Genomic DNA, 23120 nt, shown 5'->3' on the forward strand with positions numbered 1-23120 from the left:
AATATGTTTGCGATCTTTTCCCGCTTGCCTTTTCTGAAAAGAAAGCTATTTGTTTCACATGGCTTTGCATTCCGTTTTTGGAAAACTACAGTTCAAGCTTGGTCAAGGGGATGTTTGCGTCCTCGCTGCACCGTATGAATTCGAACCAGCACTCTCCAGCATAGGTGGTCCAGTGGATCGGGCACTCCGATCAGGAAAGAGATACCGATTGATCTTAGCATTCGTTCAGACAGAGGTAGAAATTCGAAATCTTGCTTCTGTGGTAAGAACTGCCTTAATTGAGGACGGATTGCTTTGGTTCGCCTATCCAAAGAAAACTTCCAAGAAGTTTAATGTAGCGATTCATCGGGATGCAGGCTGGGAACCTCTTGGCAAAGTAGGATTTGAAGGCGTGCGCATGATCGCGATCGACGAAGATTGGTCTGCAGTTCGTTTTAGAGAGAGTGCATTGATCAAATCGTTTGAAAGAAATCCAAAATTTGCGATTAGCATCGAAGGCAAGGAAAGAGCTGCCGAAAAGAGGGAATTAGCTGCCCAAAAGAAAGCAAAAACTTCTGCGAAGAAAAAATCCACTCCTAAGAAAAAAGTCTCCGCAAAAAAGAAAGCTTCCCCAAAGAAGAAGACAAAGAAAAAATAATCGGAAGTATGCACCAGATAAAGTTTCCAAAAAAGAATCTTACCTTGGTCCAACGAATTGGATTCCTGTTTTCCTTAGGTATTTTGCTGAGCTCTATTTTAGGATGCGGTCCTTCTACGGACAAAACTCCCTATAAAGAGTTGAGAGAAATTGCATTCAGAACTAAACCCGAAGACGTTGGAGTGAGTATCAAGGAAGATATCACAAGTGTATACGGCATCATTATGGATTGGCCCACGAGCGGAGAAATCGCCACACTCGTCACTTTTTTGTCCGGAGATGCTAGTCTTTATTTAAGTTCTGGTCCTTCGTTTATCGGAGGAGGTGGAAGAGATTCCATTCACGCAAGTTCCGTCAGATTTATTAGAAAATATGCATATCTTTGGAAAGAAGGAAAAAAGATTTCCGGAATTCCGAAACCGGACGGAAGCAAACTCCGTTTTTACTTTTTGACAACCCAAGGAATCTATTATCAAGAAGATTCTGTAACGAAAGTGGACAAGGATGATTCCGTGCTCGTCCCGATTTTTGACGAGGCACAAGCCGTCATTTCGGAGATAAGGCTAGAAACTGATAAGGAAAAAGACGACTGATTTATCCGCCGCTTTCTCTCCGGACGATCAGGTCGCTGATTACTTTCTCTTCCGTGAGATACTTTCGGTTCAAATATGAGATGGCGTAATTCAAGAATTTCGGCACTTCTCTTCCCGAGTCTAGCAAAAGAAGTTTGGTCTGAGTCAATTCATCCATCGTAGTCAACGCAAGTCTCCTCTGACTTTGATGGGATTCGAACTCGTCCTCTGTATGAAACTCAGAACCGGCCATTGCATTATATTACTACAAAAGCCGGCAGTTGGCAAGGTACAACTTTGCTAAGTTGTTCTATGACCGTGTTTATTTTCGTATTCTCTCGCGTGCTCAATTCCTCTTTTTTCGCTTACCTTCAAGTTGATGATAAGAGAGATAAAAAAGAATACGCTCACTACGAGGAAGGAATTCCTTAAATCGAAGATGGTTTGTAGTATCCCGACCGCCACAAGTCCGAAAGCTGCCGCAACCTTTCCTGACAGTCCCCAAAGTCCGAAAAATTCTCCCGATTTTGATTCCGGTGCAAAGATCCCGATGATCGCGCGACTTGCAGATTGGGTGGCACCGACACCGGTTCCGGCAATTGTTCCGACCGCCACGAAGGTCCATTGAACCGTAATATTGAGCCCTAGAGTGTTCAAAATAACGGTAATTTCCCTGACCCAATAAATCAACAAGAGGCAGACTACCCAGAGTAATAAGGTTATATTAAATGTTTTTAATGCTCCTGTGCGGTCTTGGACGTAGCCGAAAATGACCGCACCTACCGCGGCGAACAATTGTAATAGAATGAATAAGATCGCTTCCTGTTCACCGTTAATTTTTATCTCTTGCGCACCGTAAATAAATGCAAAACTAATTACGATTCCAAGAGCAGCCATCGCGAAAAAGAGAGATAGCAAGTAGATTCCCATATCCTTGAACTGGTTGATATCTCGGATCGTATTACTAACCCGGTCGAAACCTATTTTCAGATAGCTCAAACCTTCTGGCCGTTTGGTCCCTGGATGGTATTCTTTTAGAAGGACGAAAGTAGGAATTCCCCCGATTAAGAAGAACACTCCCGTAATCGGACCAACGTATCTCATTGCATCGAAGTTCGCTATACTTACATCACCTAACAATGTCTTTACTAAAAAGACTGAGGCCAAGCCTCCGAAGTATCCGATCCCCCACGCGTAACCAGAAATCTTACCGAGCTCGTCCTTGGGCCCAAGGAAAGGAAGAAAGCTAGACGCAAAATTTTCACCCGAAGCAAAGAAGAAGTTAGAAAGTATGATCAATAGAAAAGCGAGTTCCCATCTACCGGGGGCGACCACAAGCCAGAGAGCAGAAGTGCTGATTACGCAGCTGATATAACTCCAAAAAAGGAAGGATTTCTTTTTTGCAGAGTAATCCGTAATGGCGCCGAAGACAGGCGCAGTAATCACTACCAAAAGATAAGAAAATGCTAGGGCGATCGCAAACAAGAAGTTTCCCTCTTCATGAGGATTGGCTGGATTGCCAGTAGGAGGAACTATCAACTCAGCGAATACGCGTGCATAAACGACAGTAATAATAACGGTAGTATAGCTTGAGTTCGCAAAATCGAACATGCACCAACCCATAATCTCTCTTAAGGGAGCTCGTTTTGTGACTTGCATAAAATAGCGGTTTCCTTACTGAAATTTTCGAAGGAGGTTAGGTCTTTTCACCTAGGTGTCAACGAGAAATAAATGCAAAAAATTATCTTGCCCTTCGTTTACTTTATAGATAGCTTGATGGAACCGTTTTCGACCCGGAGTCCAATTTCATAGAGGCTCATGAATCCTTCCGACTTCAGCCAATTCGATCTCAACTCTTTGATGCGTCCGCCAAAGGTCTGCGTTTGCAATCAAGTTTCTGAGGAAGATCTTCTAAAATCTATTCGCAAGGGAAACGATACTTTGGAGAAGTTGATGGAGGATACTTATTGTTGTACTGGCTGCGGTACTTGCAGTGGGCGAGTAAAAAAGATTCTCGCTCAAGAATTAGCAGCACGCCCTAAATGAGCAGGACTTGTCTTTCCGTAAATATGGCCATGACTTTGGATGGAAAGGTATGTCGTCCTGATGGAAAATGGTACGGCCTTTCTTCCAGAAACGACAAACGAAGAATGGATCAGCTCCGTGCAGAAGCGGACGCTTTGCTTTTAGGAAAGAATAGTTTGTTACAAGATGATCCGGTCACTCATCTACGTTATGTGGAAGGAAAATCGGATCCTAGACCAGTCATCCTGATTCGAACCGGAACCTTGCCTGTAGATCGAAAAGTATTTCGACATTCGAAAACCAAACCATTGGTCTACTGTACCGAGAAGAACGCAAAAGAAGTGCGATCTACTTTGTCGGAACTTACAGAGATTTGCGTACTGGGTCCAGAAGATATTGAGAGTACAGATGTTCTCCGAGATCTCGGAACTAGGGGATACTCGAATGTGCTTTTGGAAGGAGGTCCTCGGTTGAATGATTCTTTTTTTCGCAAGAATCTAGTGGACAAAATCAATCTAACGATTGTGCCATTTGTGATCGGTCAAGAAGATTTGCCTTCGATTACCGGAAGTTCCATAGCGTACGAAAACTTTGATCTACAATCTTGGAAACTGATTCGAACAGAAGTAATAGAGGACGAAATATTTCTGCAGTATGAACGCAGGCAATAAATCGAGCCATAAGCTATCGGAGATAGTAACTTATTCGAATCGCGTGAATAGTTTATTGTTTCGCCTAATCATTCTTGGGATCACATCTTCTTTGATCTACTTACAAATTTTTCCAGTAAAAACGATCCTATTTCACGAAGACCAACTGATTTATATTCCCGAAAACTTGGAATCGGTTCGCTTGGAACCGGATTGGGTTAGATTGGATGAACTTCCTCCAGGCGCGGTAAATTACTTGGTAGAAGTAGAGGACGAAAGGTTTTTTCGACATTCGGGATATTCATTGGCTGACATTCAATCTGCGCTTTTACAGACTGCGCTATTGTTTCGAAAGTTGCGCGGTGCAAGTACAATAGATCAACAGCTTGCTCGGACACTCTTCTTAACCAGAGACAAAACTCTCGCACGAAAGTTGAGAGAAATTCGAATCGCTCAAAGTCTGGATTTGGAACTCGGCAAAAACGGAGTCTTGGAATATTATCTAAATTTGGTATACTGGGGGAGAGGCTTGAACGGAATTCACAGATCGTCTCAGTACTACTTCAACAAGCATCCTTCCAATTTAAGTTTGAGGCAGTATAAAGCGCTAGTGCAGATTCTAAAAAAACCGGATGCGTACAGTAGAGAGGAAGTACGTTCCCTGGCAGAATCGATGTAGTCGATTTTTTCCATTCTAACTTTTAAAAAAAATTGGACAGCAGCAAAAGGTCCAGGAAACTGACGATAGATTCTCGGTGGTTATAGAGAGAGGGTCACACCCGTTCCCATCCCGAACACGGAAGTTAAGCCTCTCATCGCTGATGGTACTGCATGGTTCGCTGTGTGGGAGAGTAGGACGTCGCCGGGTTTTCGCAATCATACAAAAAAGCCCGGACTAAATTCCGGGCTTTTTTATTTTCAAAGATAGTAGAGATGTTCAGTAAGGTCCCGCATCATCTCAGTTCAGGATCGATGTTCAGATTTTTGCGATCTTGAATTGCCTTCCTTTTTGATGGAAGGCATACACCTAAGAAAGTGTGCCTTTATTTTTTTCCAGATCCTTTTTCAGGCAAAATCGAAGCCGGTCCTTTATCGACGACTGTGATTCCATTTTGCTTATCAACGGTTCCACCTTCGAGCATGATATGGAGAGATCTCAATCCTGGTTTTCCGTTCTTTAGCCAATTTTGAAAGTTGGAGATTTTTTGAACTGCGTAATGAAATCCGCGGTCTGTGGAAATTTCGGAGCCGGGAGACCAAGGGAAGACATCTTTCCGAACCGAAATCGTTCTTACTACCAGTGATTTTTCTTCAACAGGAAGATTCGCGATCGAATCCTTGAATTCTTGCGGGTACGCAAAGTATTCTTCTGCATTGCTAAAGTAAATAATACCCGCTGATAGATTTGCTTTTTTTAAACTAGTTCCGATTCCGAAAAGTGTAGTCTTACCTAAAAGATTTCCTCGGACAGGATAGATTTTGTTTTCTAAAGCGAGGCTGCGAATGTAAGCGTATTGCTCGTCGTCCGACTGAAACATCTTGTAGTTGTATTTTTTAGAAAGCATCAAGTTTGTAGCGTGTCTCTTTCGGATAAAAGGGGAGGCCTGCTTATAAACCTTTTTGTATTTTGCGGGATCGTTAAACGAATTCTCGATCAGACTAAGGGCGTCTTTTTCTCCTTCCTTTCCCCAAAGGCGGATGAATTCTTCTTTCTTTTCCGCTTTCTTCAAAAATTGGATCGTAATCTCGTTCGCAAGAACTACGATATTGGTGAAATCCATCAGATAGATAAATTCGGATTTCGCCCAAGCTGCGATTGTTAGGTTTTGCTCAGAACCTACACCGATATAAGCCTTACCAATATTTTGAACATGCGGGATCAGTAGGTCCAATCGATCTTCGTTGGACACTGTTGTGTCTCCAGTATCCCAGATCGTAGGAACTAGATCTTCCTGTGGAGTCTGCCGAAGGATTCCAATCTGAGCTTCGGTCAATCGGAGACTGGAATTTTCTTTTTCGGATTGGATCGCTTTAGGAGAACAGCTCAAACAAGCGAGGTATACAACTATAGAGGCAAGATATTTGGTGGCCTTTGAATCAACAGTCATCGGAAGATTTGTTTTCTCTCTCTGTGTATTTTCGAAATCGCTAGACTGATTCTAGCTTTCTCATCCATGGAATCGAAGGGAGAAGTGAGATAAAGAAGTTTTCACTTTTTTCACGTTCTCAAGTCGATAGTGAGCTCAAAGTCCCTTTCTTCTATAAACTCTAATCTGATGATCTAGGAAATCGGAAGTTACTAAATAGCGATTATCTGGAGAAACATCCAAACCGGTCGGTTGGTTTCCGGCCTCCCAGAATTCAACGACTTGGTCTGTCTTTGTATCGATTACGAAAATCTGACCGAGTACGTGTCCTTTCTTAAGATAGCCTTCTGTTGGATTGTTTGGTCCTCGGCAAGAAACATAAAGATACTTTCCGTCCGGAGAGAGAGCGATCGTGTTCGGTTTGTCAAAGACCGGAATTGACTTCGTTAGCTTTTTTTCCTTGGTGTCATAGACTTCTACTTTTCCACAACACATATCGGAAACGTAGATTTTACTTCCGTCAGGAGCTCCTACAATATGTCTTTTGTTACCCGGAGGTCCTATCGTATCCATGAGTTTGCCCTTTTCCAAGGAATAAATCCCGATTCTGCCTCCGCCGTTCTCCTGGTTGCTTGCGGAGAACTGCGCGATATAGAGCTCTTTTCCGTCAGCAGAAAGCAATAATCCCCTTGGTAATCCGATCTTGTCGGTTTTACTGATCTCAGTTTTGGATTTTCTATCTATAATGGAAATATCTTCGCTAATCCAATTGGAACAGTACACCAGATCTCTTTGCTTATCATAGAGTAGTATCTTGGACCACTTTCCAGAAAGGTTTACAGTCGCTTTGTATTCGAGTGATTTTAGATCGAACACATGGACAGCATTTGCCTGCATTTGGCTTACCCAGAGTTCATTGTATTCCGGAATTGCGATAGTCTCTACAAAGCCTAGTTTCTTTTTGTAAAGTTCTGGCGGTGCAATTCGAACCGTTTTGCCAGTTGTTACATCCAATACGTCCATTCCCTCATCTTCCAGAAGCGGAATTGCGATCCTGGTCGCGTCGATAAAGCGAACACTTTTGGGTTGAATTCCCGTTTTGAACCTATTTACAAATTCATGATATGCTCCCTCTTTATTTAGGGCGAAAAATCTTTCGTTCAGTTGATCCGCAGAAGCTGCAAGAATAATGGATTCTGCGAATCCTGGAGAATCGATTTTGATCTCGAGCGGATCTTCAGCGCTGTATAACGGAAGGGAGGTCTCGATTTTTGCGATCGTTTTATCGGTTTCCAAAATCTTATATGGAATTACATCTTTTCCGATCTTAAGTGTGGAGCCCTTGTACGGTTGAATACTAAACCGCACCGTAGTTGGTTCTGAGTTAGATGACCTATTTCGAACTGTAGCGGTCTGAGATGTGGAACAAGAAGCCGCAGTAAGTAGGAACGCTAAAGATAGTAAATGAATTGGATAGATTCTAAGCGAAGTCTGAGTTTGGACCATTCAATATTCCTCATACTTTTAGCGACCTTGTGAGTAAATCTCAAAATCGAACATAAAAAGCCGAAACAATTGGAATCGCATAAGTCTTGTTAATAATTGACAGTGATTATTTTATATAACAGATACTATATAAAAAATCTTTTTTGCCGCGTTTTCTATAAATTTGGGTTTGAGAGCTTGACGATATGGGGAACGGCAATTAGAATTCGTTCCGCCTCCGTAACAAACACACAAACGGTTGGGCTAGTGAAGAGGATGAATATGAAAAAAGTATGTGGAGCGCTTTTGCTAGTGCTCTTCTTTGGAACAGGCGTATTGTACGGCTCCGTTCCAAAGACTAAGTATCCCGTAGTTTTTGCACACGGGTTAAGTGGATTCGACAATCTACTCGGGTTCTTTTACTTCGGGGATGATTACGGAGTATTCGTCGGTGACCCTTGTGACGAGTTCTTAGAAGTGAGTTGCAATGGAAATATCGATTCAAAGCAGCAAGCTTTAGCTGCCTCTGTTACTCCGTTTCAAAGTTCTGAAGCGAGAGGAACTCAGCTTGCAAATCAGGTAGAAAACTATATGGCGACTACTGGTGCATATAAAGTAAATCTGATCGGACACTCTCAAGGTGGTATCGACGCTCGTAAAGCTGCGAAGGTCCTTTATCAAAGAAAAGGTCGTCAAGTCGTGCATGTATTGATTTCCGTATCATCGCCTCACAGGGGATCTCCTACGGCCAAATATATTTTGGATTTGGGTCCCGGGGTAACTAGCGTGGTTGATGCGTTGGCAAAGTTATTTGGCGATTCAATTTACGGTTCTGGTAATGACGGTTATGCGGCTGCAAAGCAATTGGTTTATAACGACTACAGTTCGGCTGATGGCGTGACTACAGGAATGAAAGTCTTTAACCAAAATTATCCAGTAAGTTCTACCTATGCTTATAGATACGGTTCCTTAATTACAGCTCAATCCGGATTGGATGTAAACCCGGCACTCTACTTGCTAAAAGAGGGCTTCTTTAACATCGACGGAAACGGTTATTGCGTCGACGATTGCGATAGCGATGGAGCTGCAGGAAAAGGAGATGGAAATAAAGGCGGTGACGATGACGATGGGCTTGTCGGTATTAATTCCCAGCAAATGGGATACCGACTTGAATATGTTAGTTGCTTGCTTTGCCAAGACTATCTCAATACAAATTCTACGATAGGATATGTAGGAGACATTAACTATCCTAACTCAACTCAGATGACATCTACAGCGAATGTGATTAATCAAGATCATATCGATGTTGTCGGAATTGGCCCGGATACTTTCGATGAGAAAGAGTTCTACGCGGCCCTTCTAGATTATATAGCGTATTATGGCGGTTGATTCCTGACTGTGCTTGGCCGGGAGAAGTTCTTCTCCCGGCCCACCTTTTTTAAACAAATCAATATCTTAAATCTAACTTTACCGGGCTGGAACTTTGATTCGGACGGATTGGATCTACGTACATGCAATCATTACTAAAAAATAAAATCTTTCTGATAGTCTGCGCCGTCGGAATCCTTTGTATCGGAATCATCTATTATTATCTGGCCTCTGTAGATCCGATCGAAAGAAAATTCAAGGATCTCTCAGAGCATCCGATTCCGGAGCATCATCTCAACGAACAAGAGCTCGAGCTAACTTTTAAGAGCCGGGCCGAAAGCGGTCAAAACGATTCAAATTTGAGCATAGACGAGATGGCTTTTTTGCTCCGGAAGAGATATGGAGACCAGATTGATCGTCCGAGCGTACAAATTTCAATGCTCGAATCCTTAATTCAGGATCTGCAAAAAAGATTTCCGGATAGATGGGTGGAGCTCCTACAAGAAATTCTGGGCGCTGCATTTCCTGGAAAGGAGAACGAACTCTTTAACTTATCCGAAGCGCTGTACAAGTACCAGAAATATTACAAAGATAACTTTAATCGGTTAAATTCTCTGTCTCAAGAAAAAAGACAGGAAGAACTTTGGAAGACTCGAGAGAGGCTGTTCGGCGAAAAAGCAAAAGAGATTTGGGCCGCCGAAATAAAACTTAGTTCTATTTCAGATGCATTGAAAAAGATAGAAACGGATAAGAGTTCCTCGATTTATGTAAAGCTAGACCATTTTAAGACCGCATTAAAAAGTACGTATGGGCAAGATCTACCGCGCACTTTAGAAAACAAAAAACAAGTTTTCATGGAAGGATTTATTCGAGCTAGTCAATCGGACTTACAATCTATGACCGCTTCCGAAAGAAAGTCCGCGCTGCATGAGGTTCGAAAGAACTTAGGTATGGACGCGAATGCCCTTCGGAGATGGGAGGAGTTGGACTCTGAAAGAGATAAGCGTTGGGAAGCAGGCCGAAATTACACGAAAGAAACGGAAAGTCTTCAATCTAAGTACAAGGGCCAGGAACTCGAAAAAAAATTAGAGAGTCTCAGAGAGAAATACTTTGGACAAGAAGCAGAGACAATTCAAAATGAAGAAGCTTCTGGGTACTATCGATTCAAAGAAGATAGAGTACTTGGGATAGAATAAACTATATTCAAAAAATTGATATATTGTTTTGAATCGTATTGCTTTTATAATTCTTTTCTTCTTTGTTTGGTTGAGTTCCTGCAAACATCATTCTGATGATCAGAGAGACTTGATTTCGACTTTTCTGCTGACGAGAGTTTGGATTCCAGCTCCCGGAACTACATTTCAGATTCAGTTTTCGGAGCTTTTGCAGGAATCTGTCAGCGCAGATGTTTTTGATATAGATTTGGATTTAACTGATTCGGATCCAACCGTGATTGAAAGACTTCATTCTGCCGGAAAGAGGGTTATATGTTATATCGATGTAGGCTCTTACGAGAATTTTAGATCCGATGCGACTCGATTTCCTTCGGCAGTTTTAGGAAAAATTTACAGTGGCTATCCAGATGAAAAATGGCTGGATATCCGACGGATAGACCTTCTAAGTCCGATTTTATCGGATCGTTTTGATAAAGCCAAGACACACGGTTGCGACGGAGTCGATCCGGATAATGTGGACGGTTATATGAATGATACTGGATTTCCGTTGAGCGCAGACGATCAACTTCGTTTCAATCGATGGATCAGTGATCTTGCTCATAGTAAAGGAATGGCCGTCGGTTTGAAAAATGATCAAGATCAGATCTCTGATTTGATTGGAAACTTTGATTGGGCAATAACTGAAAGTTGTCAGGTGGGAGGCTGGTGTAATTTGGAAGTTGCATTTCCAAACAAAGGGTCGGCTGTCTTCCAAATAGAATATGTTGAGAACGGGACAACTAAGAGCGACTTTTGCCCTCAGTCCATTTCTCATGGATTCTCAGGAGTTTTGAAAAATCAATCCTTGAACGCTTTTCGAGACTCTTGTTTATAAATAGCTTCTGTTCTGAATCGGGGGTACTTTCCCTATGCAAGATCGAATAAGATTCAAATTTATTTCAAGTATTCAATTTTGTACCAGTCAACAGCAAACTTACCGCAACGATTGTATTTCAAAAGTGGGAAAAAGTTTCCGGAGTTTTTGGATATATCAAAGAAAAACTTTCTTTCTTCTGAGGTTTCGAATCGTATTCTCTGGCTTAAGAGGTTTCCATTTTCGAACTTTAGGTAAATTTCAGGGCGTTTCTTTTCATTACATTGAGATGAATCTTCTTCCGAAATTCGCAAAGTAAGAACGATCTTACTAGAGCTTAGAGGAATTGTATGCAAAGATCCGATCATTGCGATTCCTCCTGTTTTCGAATAAGAGTATCCCATGATTCGTTCACCTTTTCCTAGATGAAATCGATTCACTTGAGTTCCGATAAATTCGCTTGGAGTGAATTCTGCCTCTATGTTTTGGGTTGGGCTTTGCAGATTACCAGGACTTCCGGAAATACGAGTGTTCCAAAGTGCGATATTCTCATCTTGATAGATTAGATTTACTTTGTGCGTTTCGGAAAAATTTTGAACTAATTTTAGATAGGATTCGGCAGTGCAGCAACCTTGCCAGTTAGCCGGATTGCTTAAACCGATTGGTAAGAGAACTAGCCCATCTTGGATTAGAGGTTGAAATCCATATAGAAGTTTTCGGTCCGAAAAATAAGGCATGTAATTATTGACTGTATATAAAGGAATTTCTCGATTCAGGTAGTTGCGTATCCTAAGAACGGAATCTCCGACGTTATTATCCTTTGCACGGTGCCAAAGATAGGATCCAGATGAAGTGATATATATTGGGAAGACGACCGCGCAGCAAGTTATCGCTATCTTCACTTTTGCATGGTTAGCAAAGCGATCCATCAATCTTTCAAATCCCTGAACCGAAGCAAGCAGTAGAAACGGAAGCAGCGGCGCCATATACCACAATTGGGAGTTTGCCGTGCCGATCGTATGATCCGAATTTAATAAGAGAACAGCTAAATAGGGCAAGCTCGGAACTAGCAGAGTAGGTCGCAGTAAAGGTAAAAAGCAAAATGAAAGTAGAAGATCACGAAGGAATATTATATTATAAATATTTAAAAATGATTTGAGAAACTCAGCGGGACGTATTATAGGAGAGAGCATAATCTCCATAATATTTTTTCCCAAATGAGAAAATCTCTCCTGCCCAGTAAGCCCTCCGAAGATGTTCGTATACAGCAAATTAATTCCTACGAATTCCGCTAGACATAGCAGAGAAACTATGCGAAAGCCTTGGTTTTTATCTTTTCCAGGCAGAAGGGCGAAGCCGAAAACTATCAATCCGCAATCTTCCTTTATCATCAATAAAACTAGAGCCCAAATCGTAAAGGGCCGAACTTTGTTTTGATTCCAATAGTACAAAAGAAAGGAAATGGGTAATAAAGTAAGGACGCTCTCTCTAAACCCATTACCGATTGCAGAGTTGAAAACAGGCGAAAACGCCAAAATCGAGAAAACTAAGAGAATGTTGGCTATTTTCTTTTGGTCTGAGATTGCACAATAATACACCCCAATGATCAGAAACGCGTAAACAATACCAGTAAATATAATGAATGTTAAAGGAGGCTCCCAAAATACATGAAAGAATCGATAGAGCCCGGCCAAAAAATATAAGATCGGAGTAAAATGATTTTTGAAAAAGACTTCGCCACCTAAGATAGATACATGCGGATCCAATTCATAAGCTATATTTGAGATCGCCTGTTCATAAAGACTTTGATCCCAAGCCATTGGAATATATGCATCTTTTGCTTTTTCATTATAGCTGAAGAAAAATAGTCCATACCATAGCAAAAGAAGAGTTGGTAGAAAATAGTAAGTCCAAAATTTTCCGGATTTGGAGAAGTAAGTTTTTTCCTGAATGGTACTCTTAAAACTCTGCAGGATTTCGCCAATTCTCATATTATATTAGTTTGTATAAGTAATTTCGACCCAATGAATCTGTTCTGCATTCATGGAAAATTTGCGATCTTTTTTTCGTACATTTTCTTGGTCGCGAAGATTCCGAACACCAATCCTAAAATTGCGATCAAATCAAGCGGACCATAAAACCAAACTTCTGTCCTGAATCCAGGTAACTTTTCCTGGAGTTTGGACCAGGTGATAAATTGGGGTAGGAAAATTACATATCCGTTATATACAAAATGCCCTAAAATCGGAAGAATCGGGTTTTCTGAAACAGCATATAAATAAGCCAAATAAATTCCGAGTATGAATCCAGTTACCACTTGGGTCGGAAGCAAATGCACTAATCCGAATAAAGAGGCAGACCCAAGGATTGCTATCGGTAGACTATAGATTTTCAAAAACCCCCGGAACAAGAAGAATCGAAAGAATAATTCTTCGGTGATCGGTGCTACAATCAATCCAGCGAAGATCAAATCAGTATCTGCGACTCCATTAGAAAGAGACTGGCTCCATTTTAACATCCACGGAAAATATAAAGTGGAGTGAATGACTATAAAACTGATCAAATCATATAAACCGAAAGCGATAAGAAGAATGAGTATGATCTCCGAGAGATTTGGTTCCTTCGGCTTCCGGATGAAGTAAGTCCACGGTTTATTAGAAAGGATGATACCTAAGAAAAAAACTGGGAATATACTGAGAATATTAGCTAACGCAAAAACATAACCTTGCGCCAGGTGAATTCCATAAGAGGAAGCCGCGACATTCATTAGTAGGCCAATGCAAACCTGAATCACTAAGCAAAGGAAAACGAGGAGGAATCCGTGAGAGTACCTGGGAAATTCAGGAGTCTCCGGTTTTTCTTCCTCGTATGTTTCCAGAAAGGACCTCGTCTTTGTTTATTGATAGCTTTCCATCGGAAGGCAGGAACAAATTAGATTTCTATCTCCGTATACGTTGTCGATTCTACCAACGTAAGGCCAAAATTTATGTTCTTTGGTCCAAGCAGAAGGATAAGCAGCTCTTTCTCTTGGATAGGAATGGTTCCAAGTGTCCGAAATCACCATAGAAGCAGTATGAGGTGCATTCTTTAAAGGATTATCCTTTGGATCCAGTTTGCCCTCTTCGATTTCTTTGATTTCTCCATAAATATTGATCATCGCGTCGCAGAAACGATCCAGTTCTTCGAGAGATTCTGACTCGGTCGGTTCGATCATTAAAGTTCCGGGAACCGGGAAGGACATAGTCGGCGCATGAAATCCGTAGTCCATTAACCTTTTTGCAACATCCTCTACTTCCACACCGGCGGATTTTTTGAAAGGTCTAAAATCCAAAATGCATTCGTGAGCTACAAATCCATTCTTCCCCTTATACAGAACAGGAAAGTAAGACGCTAATCTATTGGCTATGTAGTTCGCATTTAGAATCGCATACATTGTCGCCTGCCTCAATCCTTCGGAGCCGAGTAATGCAATATACACCCAAGAAATCAATAGAATACTAGCACTTCCCCAAGGCGCCGCAGACACCGCGCTGTGCTCATTACCAGTTCCGTTATCGACAAGCGGGTGACCAGGAAGGAATGGAGCTAAGTGTTTTGCTACTCCGATCGGACCTACGCCAGGACCTCCACCACCGTGAGGAATACAGAATGTCTTATGCAAATTCAAATGGCAGACGTCCGCACCGATATCAGCAGGACGAGTAATTCCTACCTGGGCGTTCATATTTGCACCGTCCATATAAACTTGCCCACCATGATCATGTGCAATTTTACAGATTTCCTTTACAGATTCTTCATATACGCCGTGAGTAGACGGATAGGTAATCATTAAAGCGGCCAAATCTTTTTCGTGTTCTTTTGCTTTGAGTTTCAGATCTTCTAAATCCACGTTTCCATCTTGGTCGCAAGCAACGACTACCACTTTGAAACCGGCCATGGCTGCCGAAGCGGGATTTGTTCCGTGTGCGGAGATCGGAATCAAGCAAATGTTTCGAGCGGAATCTCCTCGACTGATATGATAGTTACGAATCGCAAGCAAGCCCGCATATTCTCCTTGCGAACCGGCATTTGGTTGCAAGGAAATTGCTGGAAATCCAGTGATCTTGGAGAGCCAATTTTCCAGCTGGTTGAATATGGTTCTGTAGCCGGCGGTTTGTTCCTTCGGCGCGAAAGGATGCAAAGCGGAAAATTCCGGCCAGCTGACAGGAAGCATTTCCACGGTTGCATTCAATTTCATAGTGCAAGATCCGAGAGGAATCATGGAAGTAGTTAAAGAAAGATCTCTTGATTCTAATTTTCTAATATACCGAAGCATTTTTGTCTCGGTATGATTTGCTTTAAAAACCGGATGTGTTAAATAGGAGGAAGTTCTCCAGAATTCGGATGGGACGGATTCTTCCTGAACGGAAAGATCGATTTTAGTACCACCAAATACTTCGAAGATCTTTTGTAGGTCGTCGATCTCGACTGTTTCGTCTAAAGCGATTCCGACTTTTCCGTTTCCGAAGTCCCTGAGATTGATTCCTTTTTCGCGAGCGATTTCTAAAATGCGAGATGCGTTTTCTGCGAGATCGATCGTAATCGTGTCGAAAAATGGTTTGGAGAGTATCTCAAAGCCCTTGCCTTCCAAATTCTTAGCTAAGATTTCAGTTAGGTGATGAATTCTAACTGCAATATTTTTAAGTCCGGTCGGACCATGATATACCGCGTACATGGAAGAAAGTACCGCTAGAAGGACTTGAGCCGTACATATATTCGATGTAGCCTTATCTCTTCGAATATGTTGCTCCCTCGTTTGAAGAGCCAATCGGAGACCAGGATTTCCTTGGCTGTCTTTGGAAACTCCTACTAGTCTGCCCGGCATATGACGTTTCAGCTCGTCTTTGGTAGCAAAATAACCTGCGTGAGGTCCGCCGAATCCGTATGGTAATCCGAATCTTTGAGAACTTCCTATCGCGATATCCGCTCCGAATTCGCCCGGCGGTTTTAGCAAAGTGAGAGAAAGCAGATCTGCAGCACAGATGGTGACTGCACCTACATTGTGCGCGGTTTGAAAAAACCTTTGGTAATCAAATATGCTTCCATCAGTTGTAGGATACTGAACCAGAACCGCAAAGTAATCTTCGTTTAATTCAGCGCTTCTATGGTCTCCAAGTTGGATTTCGATTCCCAGTGGAAGAGCTCTAGTACGAACCACATCTATTGTTTGCGGATGGCATTGGTTCGAAACGAAAATAAGTTTGGAAGTTTCGTTTTTTCGAACTCCAAAGGCAAGAAAGACCGCTTCTGCAGCTGCTGTGGCTTCGTCCAAAAGAGATGCATTAGAGATTTCTAATCCTGTTAGGTCCGCTATCATCGTTTGATAGTTTAAGAGCGCTTCTAATCTACCTTGGGAAATCTCTGCCTGGTAAGGAGTATAAGCTGTGTACCAACCTGGGTTTTCTAGAATATTTCTCTGAATCACCGGAGGCATAATACTCGCCTGGTAGCCAGCTCCGATAAAGGAACGGAATACTTGGTTTTTCGAAGCGATCTCTTTCAGGTCTTTAAGAATCCGATGTTCAGTCGACGGAGTCGGAAGTTCCAGCGGCCTTTCAAGACGAATACCTGCAGGAACTGCTTTAGAGACTAATTCTTCCAGACTGGAAAGACCCAGCTGAGAAAGCATTTCTTCGGTTTGTTCTAGATTGGGTCCGACGTGACGACGAAGAAACGTGTCCAGGGGAGAAAGGTTTTGATCCACTTCTTTCATTTTTGCCGGGTTCCAGGTAATTGTATTCATAATTCTTTTCTAATCCAGTTTACTTACAAATTCACGATATTCATCCGGAGACATTAGCTTATCTAATTCGCCGGCTTGAATTCCCTTGACTCGAATCATCCAGGAATCGAAAGGTTTTTCATTTACGAGTGCGGGGCTTGATCCAAGGCTATAATTTACCTCTGAAACCTCTCCTCCCACTGGAGAATAGAGATCTTCTGCTGCTTTGACCGACTCGATTGTTCCGAAAGAATCGAACTGCTTCAGTTTTCTTCCTACCTTAGGTAGATCGACATATACAATGTCTCCAAGAGCTGCTTGCGCATAGTCGGTGATTCCGATTAGAGCTGTATCACCTTCTACTTTTACCCATTCATGTTTTTCGGAAAATTTATATCCAGCGGGTGCGTTCGTTGCTGCCATTAGTAAATCCTTAAATTAGTTTTTTCGAATACTTCCCGAAACGAATGGTTTCGTGAATACAATTGCGTTTTTTGACTGGCCTCTGATTTCGATCAGGATCGGTTCTTCATGATTGATACTCTTCGAATCGATCCACGCAAGGCCCAAGCCTTTCTTTAAAGAAGGAGAAAAGGTTCCGGAAGTAGTGATGCCGATCTGCTTGCCGGCCGAATCTAGTACCGGCATGTTTTCTCTTGGAACTCCAGGCTCGGATAATTCAAATGCAGTCACTCTTCTGACTGCGCCGTGTAATTTTTCTCCGATGATTAATTCATACTTCGGAAATTTCACTTCCTTTTCTTTGACTGTCCAGCCGATTCCAGATTGAACTGGGGTTCTGGTCTCGTTTAGTTCATGGCCATAAAGCGGATATTTTGCTTCAATCCTAAGTGTATCTCTCGCACCCAAGCCCGCCGGAAGTAGTCCGTGGGGCTTTCCGGCCTCTAATAATTCTCTCCAGAGTTTTAATCCGGATTGGTTGGAAGTATAAATTTCGAAACCGTCTTCGCCAGTGTATCCTGTTCTGGAAAGGATCATTTTTTCGGATTCGTTCCCGTTCATGTTTGCTTCGAATTTATAGTAACCGATTTTTGAAAGATCTCGATTCAGGTAATTAGATAAAATTTGATCTGCCTTCGGACCCTGGATCGCAATTTGATGCCAATCATTGCTTTGATTTTCCAGTTTGATCCCCGAATTGGAAGGCAAGTTTTTAGAGAGGTGATTTGCAACTGAATCAACGTTAGATGCGTTTGCACAAATCATATACTTGCGATCATTAAACTTATAAAGAGTAATATCGTCAACAATGCCACCATTTTCATTGATGATCGCACTGTATTGCACCTGGCCTTCTGATAGAGAGGATACGGAATTACAAGTGACCGACTCTAAATAGTGAAGTAAGTCGGAAGGAGGTCCTTCCAAAAAGATCTCCCCCATGTGGGAGACATCGAACAAACCTGCGGCTTCTCTAGTGGCAGTGTGTTCTGCGATAATTCCTGAATACTGAACTGGCATATCCCATCCGCCGAATGGGATCATTTTCGCCCCCAGTTTAATGTGGTCCCCGTGCAACGGGGTAGTTTTCCATTGGGACATAAGCGTTTGCGGCCATGATTTCATGACTTGGTGAGATCGAAAAATCAATTTTGGACGGAGATTTTCGAGATGTTCAGAGAATTCTTAGATTTCTGAAGGACTTCCTACAAAACTTTCGATTCAAGCCCGAGATGTTCTGGATTGGGCAGATATATTCAGCTGTTTTCGTCATTCGGCTAGATAGTTTTTCAGAGCCCCCATTGGCTTTTCGGATTCTACTTTGCGCATGTCTCAAAATTAAATCGGTTTTTTCTAAATTTGCTCTTGCGTAAGTGCTCTTCGTCTAGACTGACTGCTCGATTGAGAAGTTGCTTTTGGAGGATCTGATGGCTGATCATATCAAATACAGGACCCTTAGAAATTATAAATACCAGTTACTTTATGATTATACGATACAGATCGATCTTCGTCCAGCTTCAGAGATTATAGAACCTCACCAAGGGGAACTTAGATTCATTCGCCTAAAGCAAAATGGACAGCTTACTATTTTTGAAGGCTATGCATGGGACGGACCGAGTGGACCTACGATCGATACTCCAAATTTTATGCGAGGGTCCTTAGTGCATGACGCCCTCTATCAGCTAATGCGTAATAGTCGGTTGGATCAATCTACGAGGAAGTATGCTGACGATTTGCTGCATGACCTTTGTATCGAAGACGGTATGTCCAAGTTGAGGGCTAAGTGGGTTCATTGGGCGGTTCGTACTTTTGGGGGGTCGGCCGCAGCACCAGGTTCGAATCATGATTATGAAGAGCTGACTGCGCCATAACTCTTCATTTGATGTCTTCGAAATAGAATTGGAACCGAGATTTGGTGAAGCTGGAATCGGAGAGAAAATACTAAAGAAGAAAGCTTTTTCATGGATTTCAGATCTTTGGAAAAAAGATACGAACATGAGATTGGGAAGATTCTTAGAATGCTATGCGGAGGCCCTGCGTAGCTTAGTAAAAGATAAAAATGTCGAAGTAGTGGAGCACCTAACAAAAGGTCAGTGGTCTGACTTAGATGAGGCACTCCAAAAAGGATCGGCGGTTATGCTTGGAACGTCGATTACTCCCTCCGGACATTTTCTGTGCCTGGTTGATATAAAGTGGGTCGAAGGCAAAAAGTATTATACTGTTCTAGATTCTTGGGGAAATGCACTTTCTAAACCTCAGTATGCAGATCACAATGGAGAAAGGGTCGTCTATGATTCTGAATGGTTAAAAGCCAGATGCGGTCTCGGAGCAGACAAAGGCAGATTCTGCAGATTTCTTTATTTAAAGCAATTAGGAATATAAGATCGAAGCTTTATTTGAGACTATAGTCATTCAGGCTTCTGAGTGAGCTTTTTCACGACCAATTCATTGTTCTTCGCGATACTGGCAAATAAAGAATTACTATTTTCTTATACGAATCTTCAGTATAAAGAAGAGTCGCATCCATGGCGCGACTCTTCTCCCCAAATACCCGTCTTATCAATCCCAATTTCAAATAGTGCAAAAACTTTCGGGAGACTGTATTCCCGATCAGCTTTTTTTCATCCGAATTGCACCGACTAACAATAAGATAATGGAGACAAGCATTCCTAAGACGCCGGGCATGCCCACCGGCGGAAATTCGGCGGGTGCGCCTGCCGCCCCCTTGATAGCAAGTCCGACTGGGAGTAGTAATCCGCAGGCAGCCGCAATCGCAAGTGTCCACTTTCCTTTATTAGGTAATTCTAATTTATCTACATAAAGCCCGATAATCAGATTATACAATGAGATGGGCATTCCATGAGAATGGCCTTCCCTTAGATAGAATCTTACTAAGGATAGCAAGTGATCGCCATTCCTGACACTGTACTGATCAAAGGTTGCGCCCAATACAAGTCCACCACAGGCCGCGATCAGCAGACCTGTTGCTCCGACAATCAGATTGAATTTTCCGATCTTCATACTTTCTTTCCCGCCTTACTATTCTCTAAAGCTTTTAGAATGAAGAAATTTACGGGAAAAAAAATCATTTTCCCGTGCCAAACCACATAAATTCCTAATTAAAAGCTAGAATTTCATTGCGCGAACTGAGGTGTTCTTTCGGAGCTGAGGTGTACTTTGAGTTTAGCCCCACCCTTCCTGGGCGGGGGCCGGAGCGAAGCGGTGGAGCACGCCTCATACCAAAAATCCATTGAATTTTCAAGGGAATTTCAAGGTGAGATTTTTTGTAGGAGCTCCTACAATCGCGTTTACCGAACTGGTGACAATAATCCTTATCTTCAAAAATTTTTATTTTTCATAATATACTCATTACTTTTTGTTTTCTAGATTGTTGTTCCCAAGTCGGAAACTTTTATCTAGCACAAAACAAGCGATCGATCTCTCGCTTTAAGATGCCCCTACAGATCTATTTCTCGCGTTAGTTCCTGTTTAATGTGAGATTAAAGTTTTTGGCACCTACTTCGACCATTGGACTCTTCTACATCTGTTATCGTTTATTCAAGAGTTGGTCGGAAAATTTTGCATTGAATCTCTAAGGAAGGAGAGCTTTTAACCTGAGTTAGCACTTCGGTCTTCTATATGAGATTACAGCTCGGATTTTCTTTTCGCTTCTTGGTTGAAGGGATCGTTTAAAAATCCTGCACTTTTTTAGAATGATATAATTGATTTGTAAGAAGAACGAATACTATCAATAGCATCTAATTTCCTTGTATTTCAAAGATCTTTTGGTAACAAGGATTACTTTACTCCCGAATTGAATCAACCGTTAGGAGAAATAATGAACATTGTTAATAGAAATGTGAAGGGAATCTCGAAATTCGTAAAATCTTTAAGCATCACGGCCGTCGGTGTTTTCTTAATTCTTTCCTGCTCAGCAGGTATTCAATATAAGATTTCTTATAAAAAACCAGTAATTCCTTCGAAAACAAAAGGCTTAATGGCGGGAAGTGCAAAGGTGGATTTGACTCCTCCTCCTGGTCTTCCGTTGGCCGGTTATTCTATGTTAGCTGAAACGGAAAAAGGATTTAGAACTAGAATTTATGCACGTATCTTTTATGTTCGAAAAGATGACAAACCTCCGGTTGTTTTGATCCAAGGTGATCTTCTATCTGGTTCTTTATTAATTCACCATCTTTTGGCGGAGAAGTTGGCATCTACCACAGATGTTAGTTTCGGTGGAATTGTTTTCTCGGGAAATCATACTCACTCAGCTCCGGCAAACTTTTATGAGAATAATTTTTATAATGAATTCGCATCCAACAAGCCGGGCTTTGATAAAGCCTGGACTGAGTTTATCGTAAATCGCCTAACAGCTGGAGTTGAAGAAGCTTACAAATCGGCAAAACTTGCAAAGATTGCCACTGGAAAAACTCAGCTTTGGGGAGTTACTCGGAATCGTTCTATGGATGCTTACCGAGCAAATAAGAATTCGGGAGTCGATGAAATAAAGCCGGAGTTACAGTACCAGGCGATAAATCCAGAGATGGTAATGGTAAGGATCGATGCACTTGATAAGGACGGTAGGTTCAAACCTTTAGGTGCCTTCACTACTTTTTCGATTCATGGCACAACTATACCAGATTCGACTGAGTCGGTTAACGCTGACGTGTTCGCGTATCCTGAAAGAATTTTGGAAAAAAGGATCAGGAGTGAATTTAAATCTAGCTGGAATCCTATTCACGCAGTGAGTAATGCGACTCATGGAGATAACTCACCTGACTATCGCGAAAGCATGCAAGGGTTTATCGAATCTAGACGGTTAGGTGAAGAGATCGGAAAAAAGGCAGTTGCACTTTTCGATTCTTTGCAGACCTCCTTAAGTTTTGATACTGTAATTTCATTTAATACTAGGGAAGTCGATGTATATGAGAATCCAAAGTTCGGCGAAGCGGAGTTATGCGATAGACCTTACGTAGGAACTGCTCTAACAGGAGGTGCAGAAGATGGTCAGACTCCAGTTTTGAATTGGCTTCCACTATGGGGAGAAGGTTGGCCTCGCTGGTTCTTGACTGGAGGATGCCAAGGGCACAAAAGGATCGTAGGCTTTAAGTACCTTCAACCGATCGTATTAAGAAAAGCAAAATTTCCTCATAAACTACTTCTTCAATCCGTTAGAATTGGAGACACAATATTGCTTCCTGTTCCATTTGAGGTAACTCGCGAATCCGGTAGACGCTTTGTGGAAGCAGCTATTCAATCCGCTGAACAAACGATCAAAAATGCATCAGTAATCAGTTGCGCGAACGGATACTTCGGTTACGTGACTACTCCTGAGGAGTACACGAGACAGCACTATGAAGGAGGTCATACACTCTATGGCCCTTCCACTCAGCCGTTTTTGCAAGCCCACCTCGCTGACTTAACTAAAAATCTTCCTTCGGTCGGCGGAAAGGAGGAGTTCCCCAATTCTTGGGAATTTGAACTAGACGGATCTTCTTATTTTCCAACGAAATCGGATACGATTGTTGGTCAGAGAGAAGTACTGGATCAACCTGAACTCATGATGGCGGAAGAAAACTTGGAAAAGCATTGGGTGTTTCGCTACAAGGATGTTGGACCTTCCAAAATAGATTTACACGAGCCACTTGTTTCCCTTGAAGCCAAAGATGAAGGCGGAGACTGGAAAACACTTCTCAAAGAAGGCGAACCTGTCGACGACAATGGCGTGGATTTAGAAATTCATTTTGATGGAAACAAGGGGGATGGGATGGCCGCGTACATTATCCGTTGGTTTAATCCTGAGCATTATGGAAAAAGAAAATATAGATTCGTAATTCAACCCAGAGCTGGCTTGGCAAAATTCTTTTCCCCAGAATTCTGATTTTTTTGTAGGGCCCCACCCTTGGTATGAACCGGAGACATGGGTAACAGAATAGACCGGGAACATAGGTAACACTAAACAAACGCAAAGGAGGACAAGCCTTTGCCGTGGAAAGAGGTGCGACCGATGGACGAGAAGGTTAAGTTTATTGCTGCCGTGGTAGA

The 23120-nt window shown here is 42.1% G+C and carries 21 protein-coding genes and 1 rRNA gene; 12 read left to right on the plus strand and 10 right to left on the minus strand.

The window, feature by feature from the left end:
• Window positions 1-58: 58 nt before the first annotated feature.
• Window positions 59-637 (plus strand): hypothetical protein, encoded by a 579-nt coding sequence (locus CH373_RS13440; protein WP_100713555.1) that lies wholly within the window; start codon window positions 59-61, stop codon window positions 635-637.
• An 8-nt stretch (window positions 638-645) separates the two neighbouring features.
• Complete coding sequence (locus tag CH373_RS13445; protein WP_100713554.1) at window positions 646-1230, plus strand: hypothetical protein; 585 nt, start codon at window positions 646-648, stop codon at window positions 1228-1230.
• A 1-nt stretch (window position 1231) separates the two neighbouring features.
• On the opposite strand, the gene CH373_RS13450 is transcribed toward CH373_RS13445, so the two are convergent.
• Entirely contained in the window at window positions 1232-1462 is a 231-nt protein-coding gene (locus CH373_RS13450; protein ID WP_100713553.1) for a hypothetical protein, read from the minus strand.
• Between the two features lie 47 nt (window positions 1463-1509).
• Complete coding sequence (locus CH373_RS13455; protein ID WP_100713552.1) at window positions 1510-2868, minus strand: MFS transporter; 1359 nt, start codon at window positions 2866-2868, stop codon at window positions 1510-1512.
• 159 nt (window positions 2869-3027) lie between these two features.
• Here CH373_RS13455 and CH373_RS13460 point away from each other — a divergent pair, with 159 nt between their 5' ends.
• The 4 genes from CH373_RS13460 to rrf all read left to right on the plus strand — a co-directional run bounded on the left by CH373_RS13460 (window position 3028) and on the right by rrf (window position 4752).
• Window positions 3028-3255, plus strand: coding sequence for a (2Fe-2S)-binding protein (locus CH373_RS13460; protein WP_100713551.1), 228 nt, complete (start codon window positions 3028-3030; stop codon window positions 3253-3255).
• A complete protein-coding gene (locus CH373_RS13465; RefSeq protein WP_100713550.1) occupies window positions 3252-3905 on the plus strand; it encodes a RibD family protein in 654 nt (217 codons plus the stop codon). Before CH373_RS13460 ends, CH373_RS13465 begins: the two co-directional genes overlap by 4 nt.
• Window positions 3889-4563: a biosynthetic peptidoglycan transglycosylase gene (locus CH373_RS13470; protein ID WP_100713549.1), complete on the plus strand. Its 675-nt coding sequence runs from the start codon at window positions 3889-3891 to the stop codon at window positions 4561-4563. Before CH373_RS13465 ends, CH373_RS13470 begins: the two co-directional genes overlap by 17 nt.
• Window positions 4564-4635: 72 nt before the next feature.
• Window positions 4636-4752, plus strand: a 5S ribosomal RNA gene (gene rrf / locus CH373_RS13475).
• Between the two features lie 175 nt (window positions 4753-4927).
• On the opposite strand, the gene CH373_RS13480 is transcribed toward rrf, so the two are convergent.
• Window positions 4928-5992, minus strand: coding sequence for an LIC_10091 family lipoprotein (locus tag CH373_RS13480; protein ID WP_100713548.1), 1065 nt, complete (start codon window positions 5990-5992; stop codon window positions 4928-4930).
• Window positions 5993-6127: 135 nt separating this feature from the next.
• Window positions 6128-7477, minus strand: a complete 1350-nt coding sequence (locus CH373_RS13485) for a YncE family protein (protein ID WP_100713547.1) — start codon at window positions 7475-7477, stop codon at window positions 6128-6130.
• Window positions 7478-7732: 255 nt separating this feature from the next.
• Between CH373_RS13485 and CH373_RS13490 the strand changes: the two genes are divergently transcribed.
• From CH373_RS13490 to CH373_RS13500, 3 genes are all read left to right on the plus strand, one after another.
• Window positions 7733-8845 (plus strand): lipase family alpha/beta hydrolase, encoded by a 1113-nt coding sequence (locus CH373_RS13490; protein WP_100713546.1) that lies wholly within the window; start codon window positions 7733-7735, stop codon window positions 8843-8845.
• 122 nt (window positions 8846-8967) lie between these two features.
• A complete protein-coding gene (locus CH373_RS13495) occupies window positions 8968-10020 on the plus strand; it encodes a hypothetical protein (RefSeq protein WP_100713545.1) in 1053 nt (350 codons plus the stop codon).
• Between the two features lie 109 nt (window positions 10021-10129).
• Entirely contained in the window at window positions 10130-10873 is a 744-nt protein-coding gene (locus CH373_RS13500; protein ID WP_165778837.1) for an endo alpha-1,4 polygalactosaminidase, read from the plus strand.
• Between the two features lie 59 nt (window positions 10874-10932).
• Here CH373_RS13500 and CH373_RS13505 read toward each other — a convergent pair whose 3' ends face one another.
• From CH373_RS13505 to gcvT, 5 genes are all read right to left on the minus strand, one after another.
• Window positions 10933-12843 carry a DUF2079 domain-containing protein gene (locus CH373_RS13505; RefSeq protein WP_100713543.1) on the minus strand — a complete coding sequence of 637 codons (1911 nt, stop codon included), beginning with the start codon at window positions 12841-12843 and terminating at the stop codon, window positions 10933-10935.
• 50 nt (window positions 12844-12893) lie between these two features.
• Window positions 12894-13619 (minus strand): CPBP family intramembrane glutamic endopeptidase, encoded by a 726-nt coding sequence (locus CH373_RS13510; protein WP_125169957.1) that lies wholly within the window; start codon window positions 13617-13619, stop codon window positions 12894-12896.
• 129 nt (window positions 13620-13748) lie between these two features.
• Window positions 13749-16634, minus strand: a complete 2886-nt coding sequence (gcvP, locus tag CH373_RS13515; protein ID WP_100713541.1) for an aminomethyl-transferring glycine dehydrogenase — start codon at window positions 16632-16634, stop codon at window positions 13749-13751.
• Window positions 16635-16643: 9 nt separating this feature from the next.
• The gene (gene gcvH / locus CH373_RS13520) at window positions 16644-17036 is read right to left on the minus strand and encodes a glycine cleavage system protein GcvH (RefSeq protein WP_100713540.1); all 393 of its coding nucleotides are present in this window, start codon (window positions 17034-17036) and stop codon (window positions 16644-16646) included.
• A 15-nt stretch (window positions 17037-17051) separates the two neighbouring features.
• The gene (gcvT, locus tag CH373_RS13525) at window positions 17052-18176 is read right to left on the minus strand and encodes a glycine cleavage system aminomethyltransferase GcvT (protein ID WP_100713539.1); all 1125 of its coding nucleotides are present in this window, start codon (window positions 18174-18176) and stop codon (window positions 17052-17054) included.
• A gap of 326 nt (window positions 18177-18502) precedes the next feature.
• Between gcvT and CH373_RS13535 the strand changes: the two genes are divergently transcribed.
• Both CH373_RS13535 and CH373_RS13540 read left to right on the plus strand, forming a co-directional pair.
• Window positions 18503-18946 (plus strand): DUF1353 domain-containing protein, encoded by a 444-nt coding sequence (locus tag CH373_RS13535; RefSeq protein WP_100713537.1) that lies wholly within the window; start codon window positions 18503-18505, stop codon window positions 18944-18946.
• Window positions 18947-18974: 28 nt separating this feature from the next.
• Entirely contained in the window at window positions 18975-19457 is a 483-nt protein-coding gene (locus tag CH373_RS13540; protein ID WP_100713536.1) for a hypothetical protein, read from the plus strand.
• A 228-nt stretch (window positions 19458-19685) separates the two neighbouring features.
• Here the strand turns inward: CH373_RS13540 and CH373_RS13545 are convergent, their stop codons facing one another.
• Window positions 19686-20096, minus strand: a complete 411-nt coding sequence (locus tag CH373_RS13545) for a hypothetical protein (RefSeq protein ID WP_100713535.1) — start codon at window positions 20094-20096, stop codon at window positions 19686-19688.
• A gap of 817 nt (window positions 20097-20913) precedes the next feature.
• Here CH373_RS13545 and CH373_RS13550 point away from each other — a divergent pair.
• Window positions 20914-22956: a neutral/alkaline non-lysosomal ceramidase N-terminal domain-containing protein gene (locus CH373_RS13550; RefSeq protein ID WP_100713534.1), complete on the plus strand. Its 2043-nt coding sequence runs from the start codon at window positions 20914-20916 to the stop codon at window positions 22954-22956.
• The last annotated feature ends 164 nt before the right edge of the window (window positions 22957-23120 follow it).

This window comes from Leptospira perolatii (assembly GCF_002811875.1).
Lineage (GTDB): Bacteria > Spirochaetota > Leptospiria > Leptospirales > Leptospiraceae > Leptospira_B > Leptospira_B perolatii.

Excerpts from the sequence above, each read along its gene's own strand:
- gcvH (WP_100713540.1), bottom strand. The coding sequence starts at position 17,036 with ATGGCAGCAACGAACGCACCCGCTGGATATAAATTTTCCGAAAAACAT.
- CH373_RS13480 (WP_100713548.1), bottom strand. The coding sequence starts at position 5,992 with ATGACTGTTGATTCAAAGGCCACCAAATATCTTGCCTCTATAGTTGTA.
- CH373_RS13440 (WP_100713555.1), top strand. The coding sequence starts at position 59 with ATGGCTTTGCATTCCGTTTTTGGAAAACTACAGTTCAAGCTTGGTCAA.
- CH373_RS13535 (WP_100713537.1), top strand. The coding sequence starts at position 18,503 with ATGGCTGATCATATCAAATACAGGACCCTTAGAAATTATAAATACCAG.
- gcvP (WP_100713541.1), bottom strand. The coding sequence starts at position 16,634 with ATGAATACAATTACCTGGAACCCGGCAAAAATGAAAGAAGTGGATCAA.
- CH373_RS13450 (WP_100713553.1), bottom strand. The coding sequence starts at position 1,462 with ATGGCCGGTTCTGAGTTTCATACAGAGGACGAGTTCGAATCCCATCAA.
- CH373_RS13465 (WP_100713550.1), top strand. The coding sequence starts at position 3,252 with ATGAGCAGGACTTGTCTTTCCGTAAATATGGCCATGACTTTGGATGGA.
- CH373_RS13505 (WP_100713543.1), bottom strand. The coding sequence starts at position 12,843 with ATGAGAATTGGCGAAATCCTGCAGAGTTTTAAGAGTACCATTCAGGAA.
- CH373_RS13545 (WP_100713535.1), bottom strand. The coding sequence starts at position 20,096 with ATGAAGATCGGAAAATTCAATCTGATTGTCGGAGCAACAGGTCTGCTG.
- CH373_RS13495 (WP_100713545.1), top strand. The coding sequence starts at position 8,968 with ATGCAATCATTACTAAAAAATAAAATCTTTCTGATAGTCTGCGCCGTC.
- gcvT (WP_100713539.1), bottom strand. The coding sequence starts at position 18,176 with ATGTCCCAATGGAAAACTACCCCGTTGCACGGGGACCACATTAAACTG.
- CH373_RS13470 (WP_100713549.1), top strand. The coding sequence starts at position 3,889 with ATGAACGCAGGCAATAAATCGAGCCATAAGCTATCGGAGATAGTAACT.
- CH373_RS13445 (WP_100713554.1), top strand. The coding sequence starts at position 646 with ATGCACCAGATAAAGTTTCCAAAAAAGAATCTTACCTTGGTCCAACGA.
- CH373_RS13455 (WP_100713552.1), bottom strand. The coding sequence starts at position 2,868 with ATGCAAGTCACAAAACGAGCTCCCTTAAGAGAGATTATGGGTTGGTGC.
- CH373_RS13490 (WP_100713546.1), top strand. The coding sequence starts at position 7,733 with ATGAATATGAAAAAAGTATGTGGAGCGCTTTTGCTAGTGCTCTTCTTT.
- CH373_RS13460 (WP_100713551.1), top strand. The coding sequence starts at position 3,028 with ATGAATCCTTCCGACTTCAGCCAATTCGATCTCAACTCTTTGATGCGT.
- CH373_RS13550 (WP_100713534.1), top strand. The coding sequence starts at position 20,914 with ATGAACATTGTTAATAGAAATGTGAAGGGAATCTCGAAATTCGTAAAA.
- CH373_RS13510 (WP_125169957.1), bottom strand. The coding sequence starts at position 13,619 with ATGAATGTCGCGGCTTCCTCTTATGGAATTCACCTGGCGCAAGGTTAT.
- CH373_RS13485 (WP_100713547.1), bottom strand. The coding sequence starts at position 7,477 with ATGGTCCAAACTCAGACTTCGCTTAGAATCTATCCAATTCATTTACTA.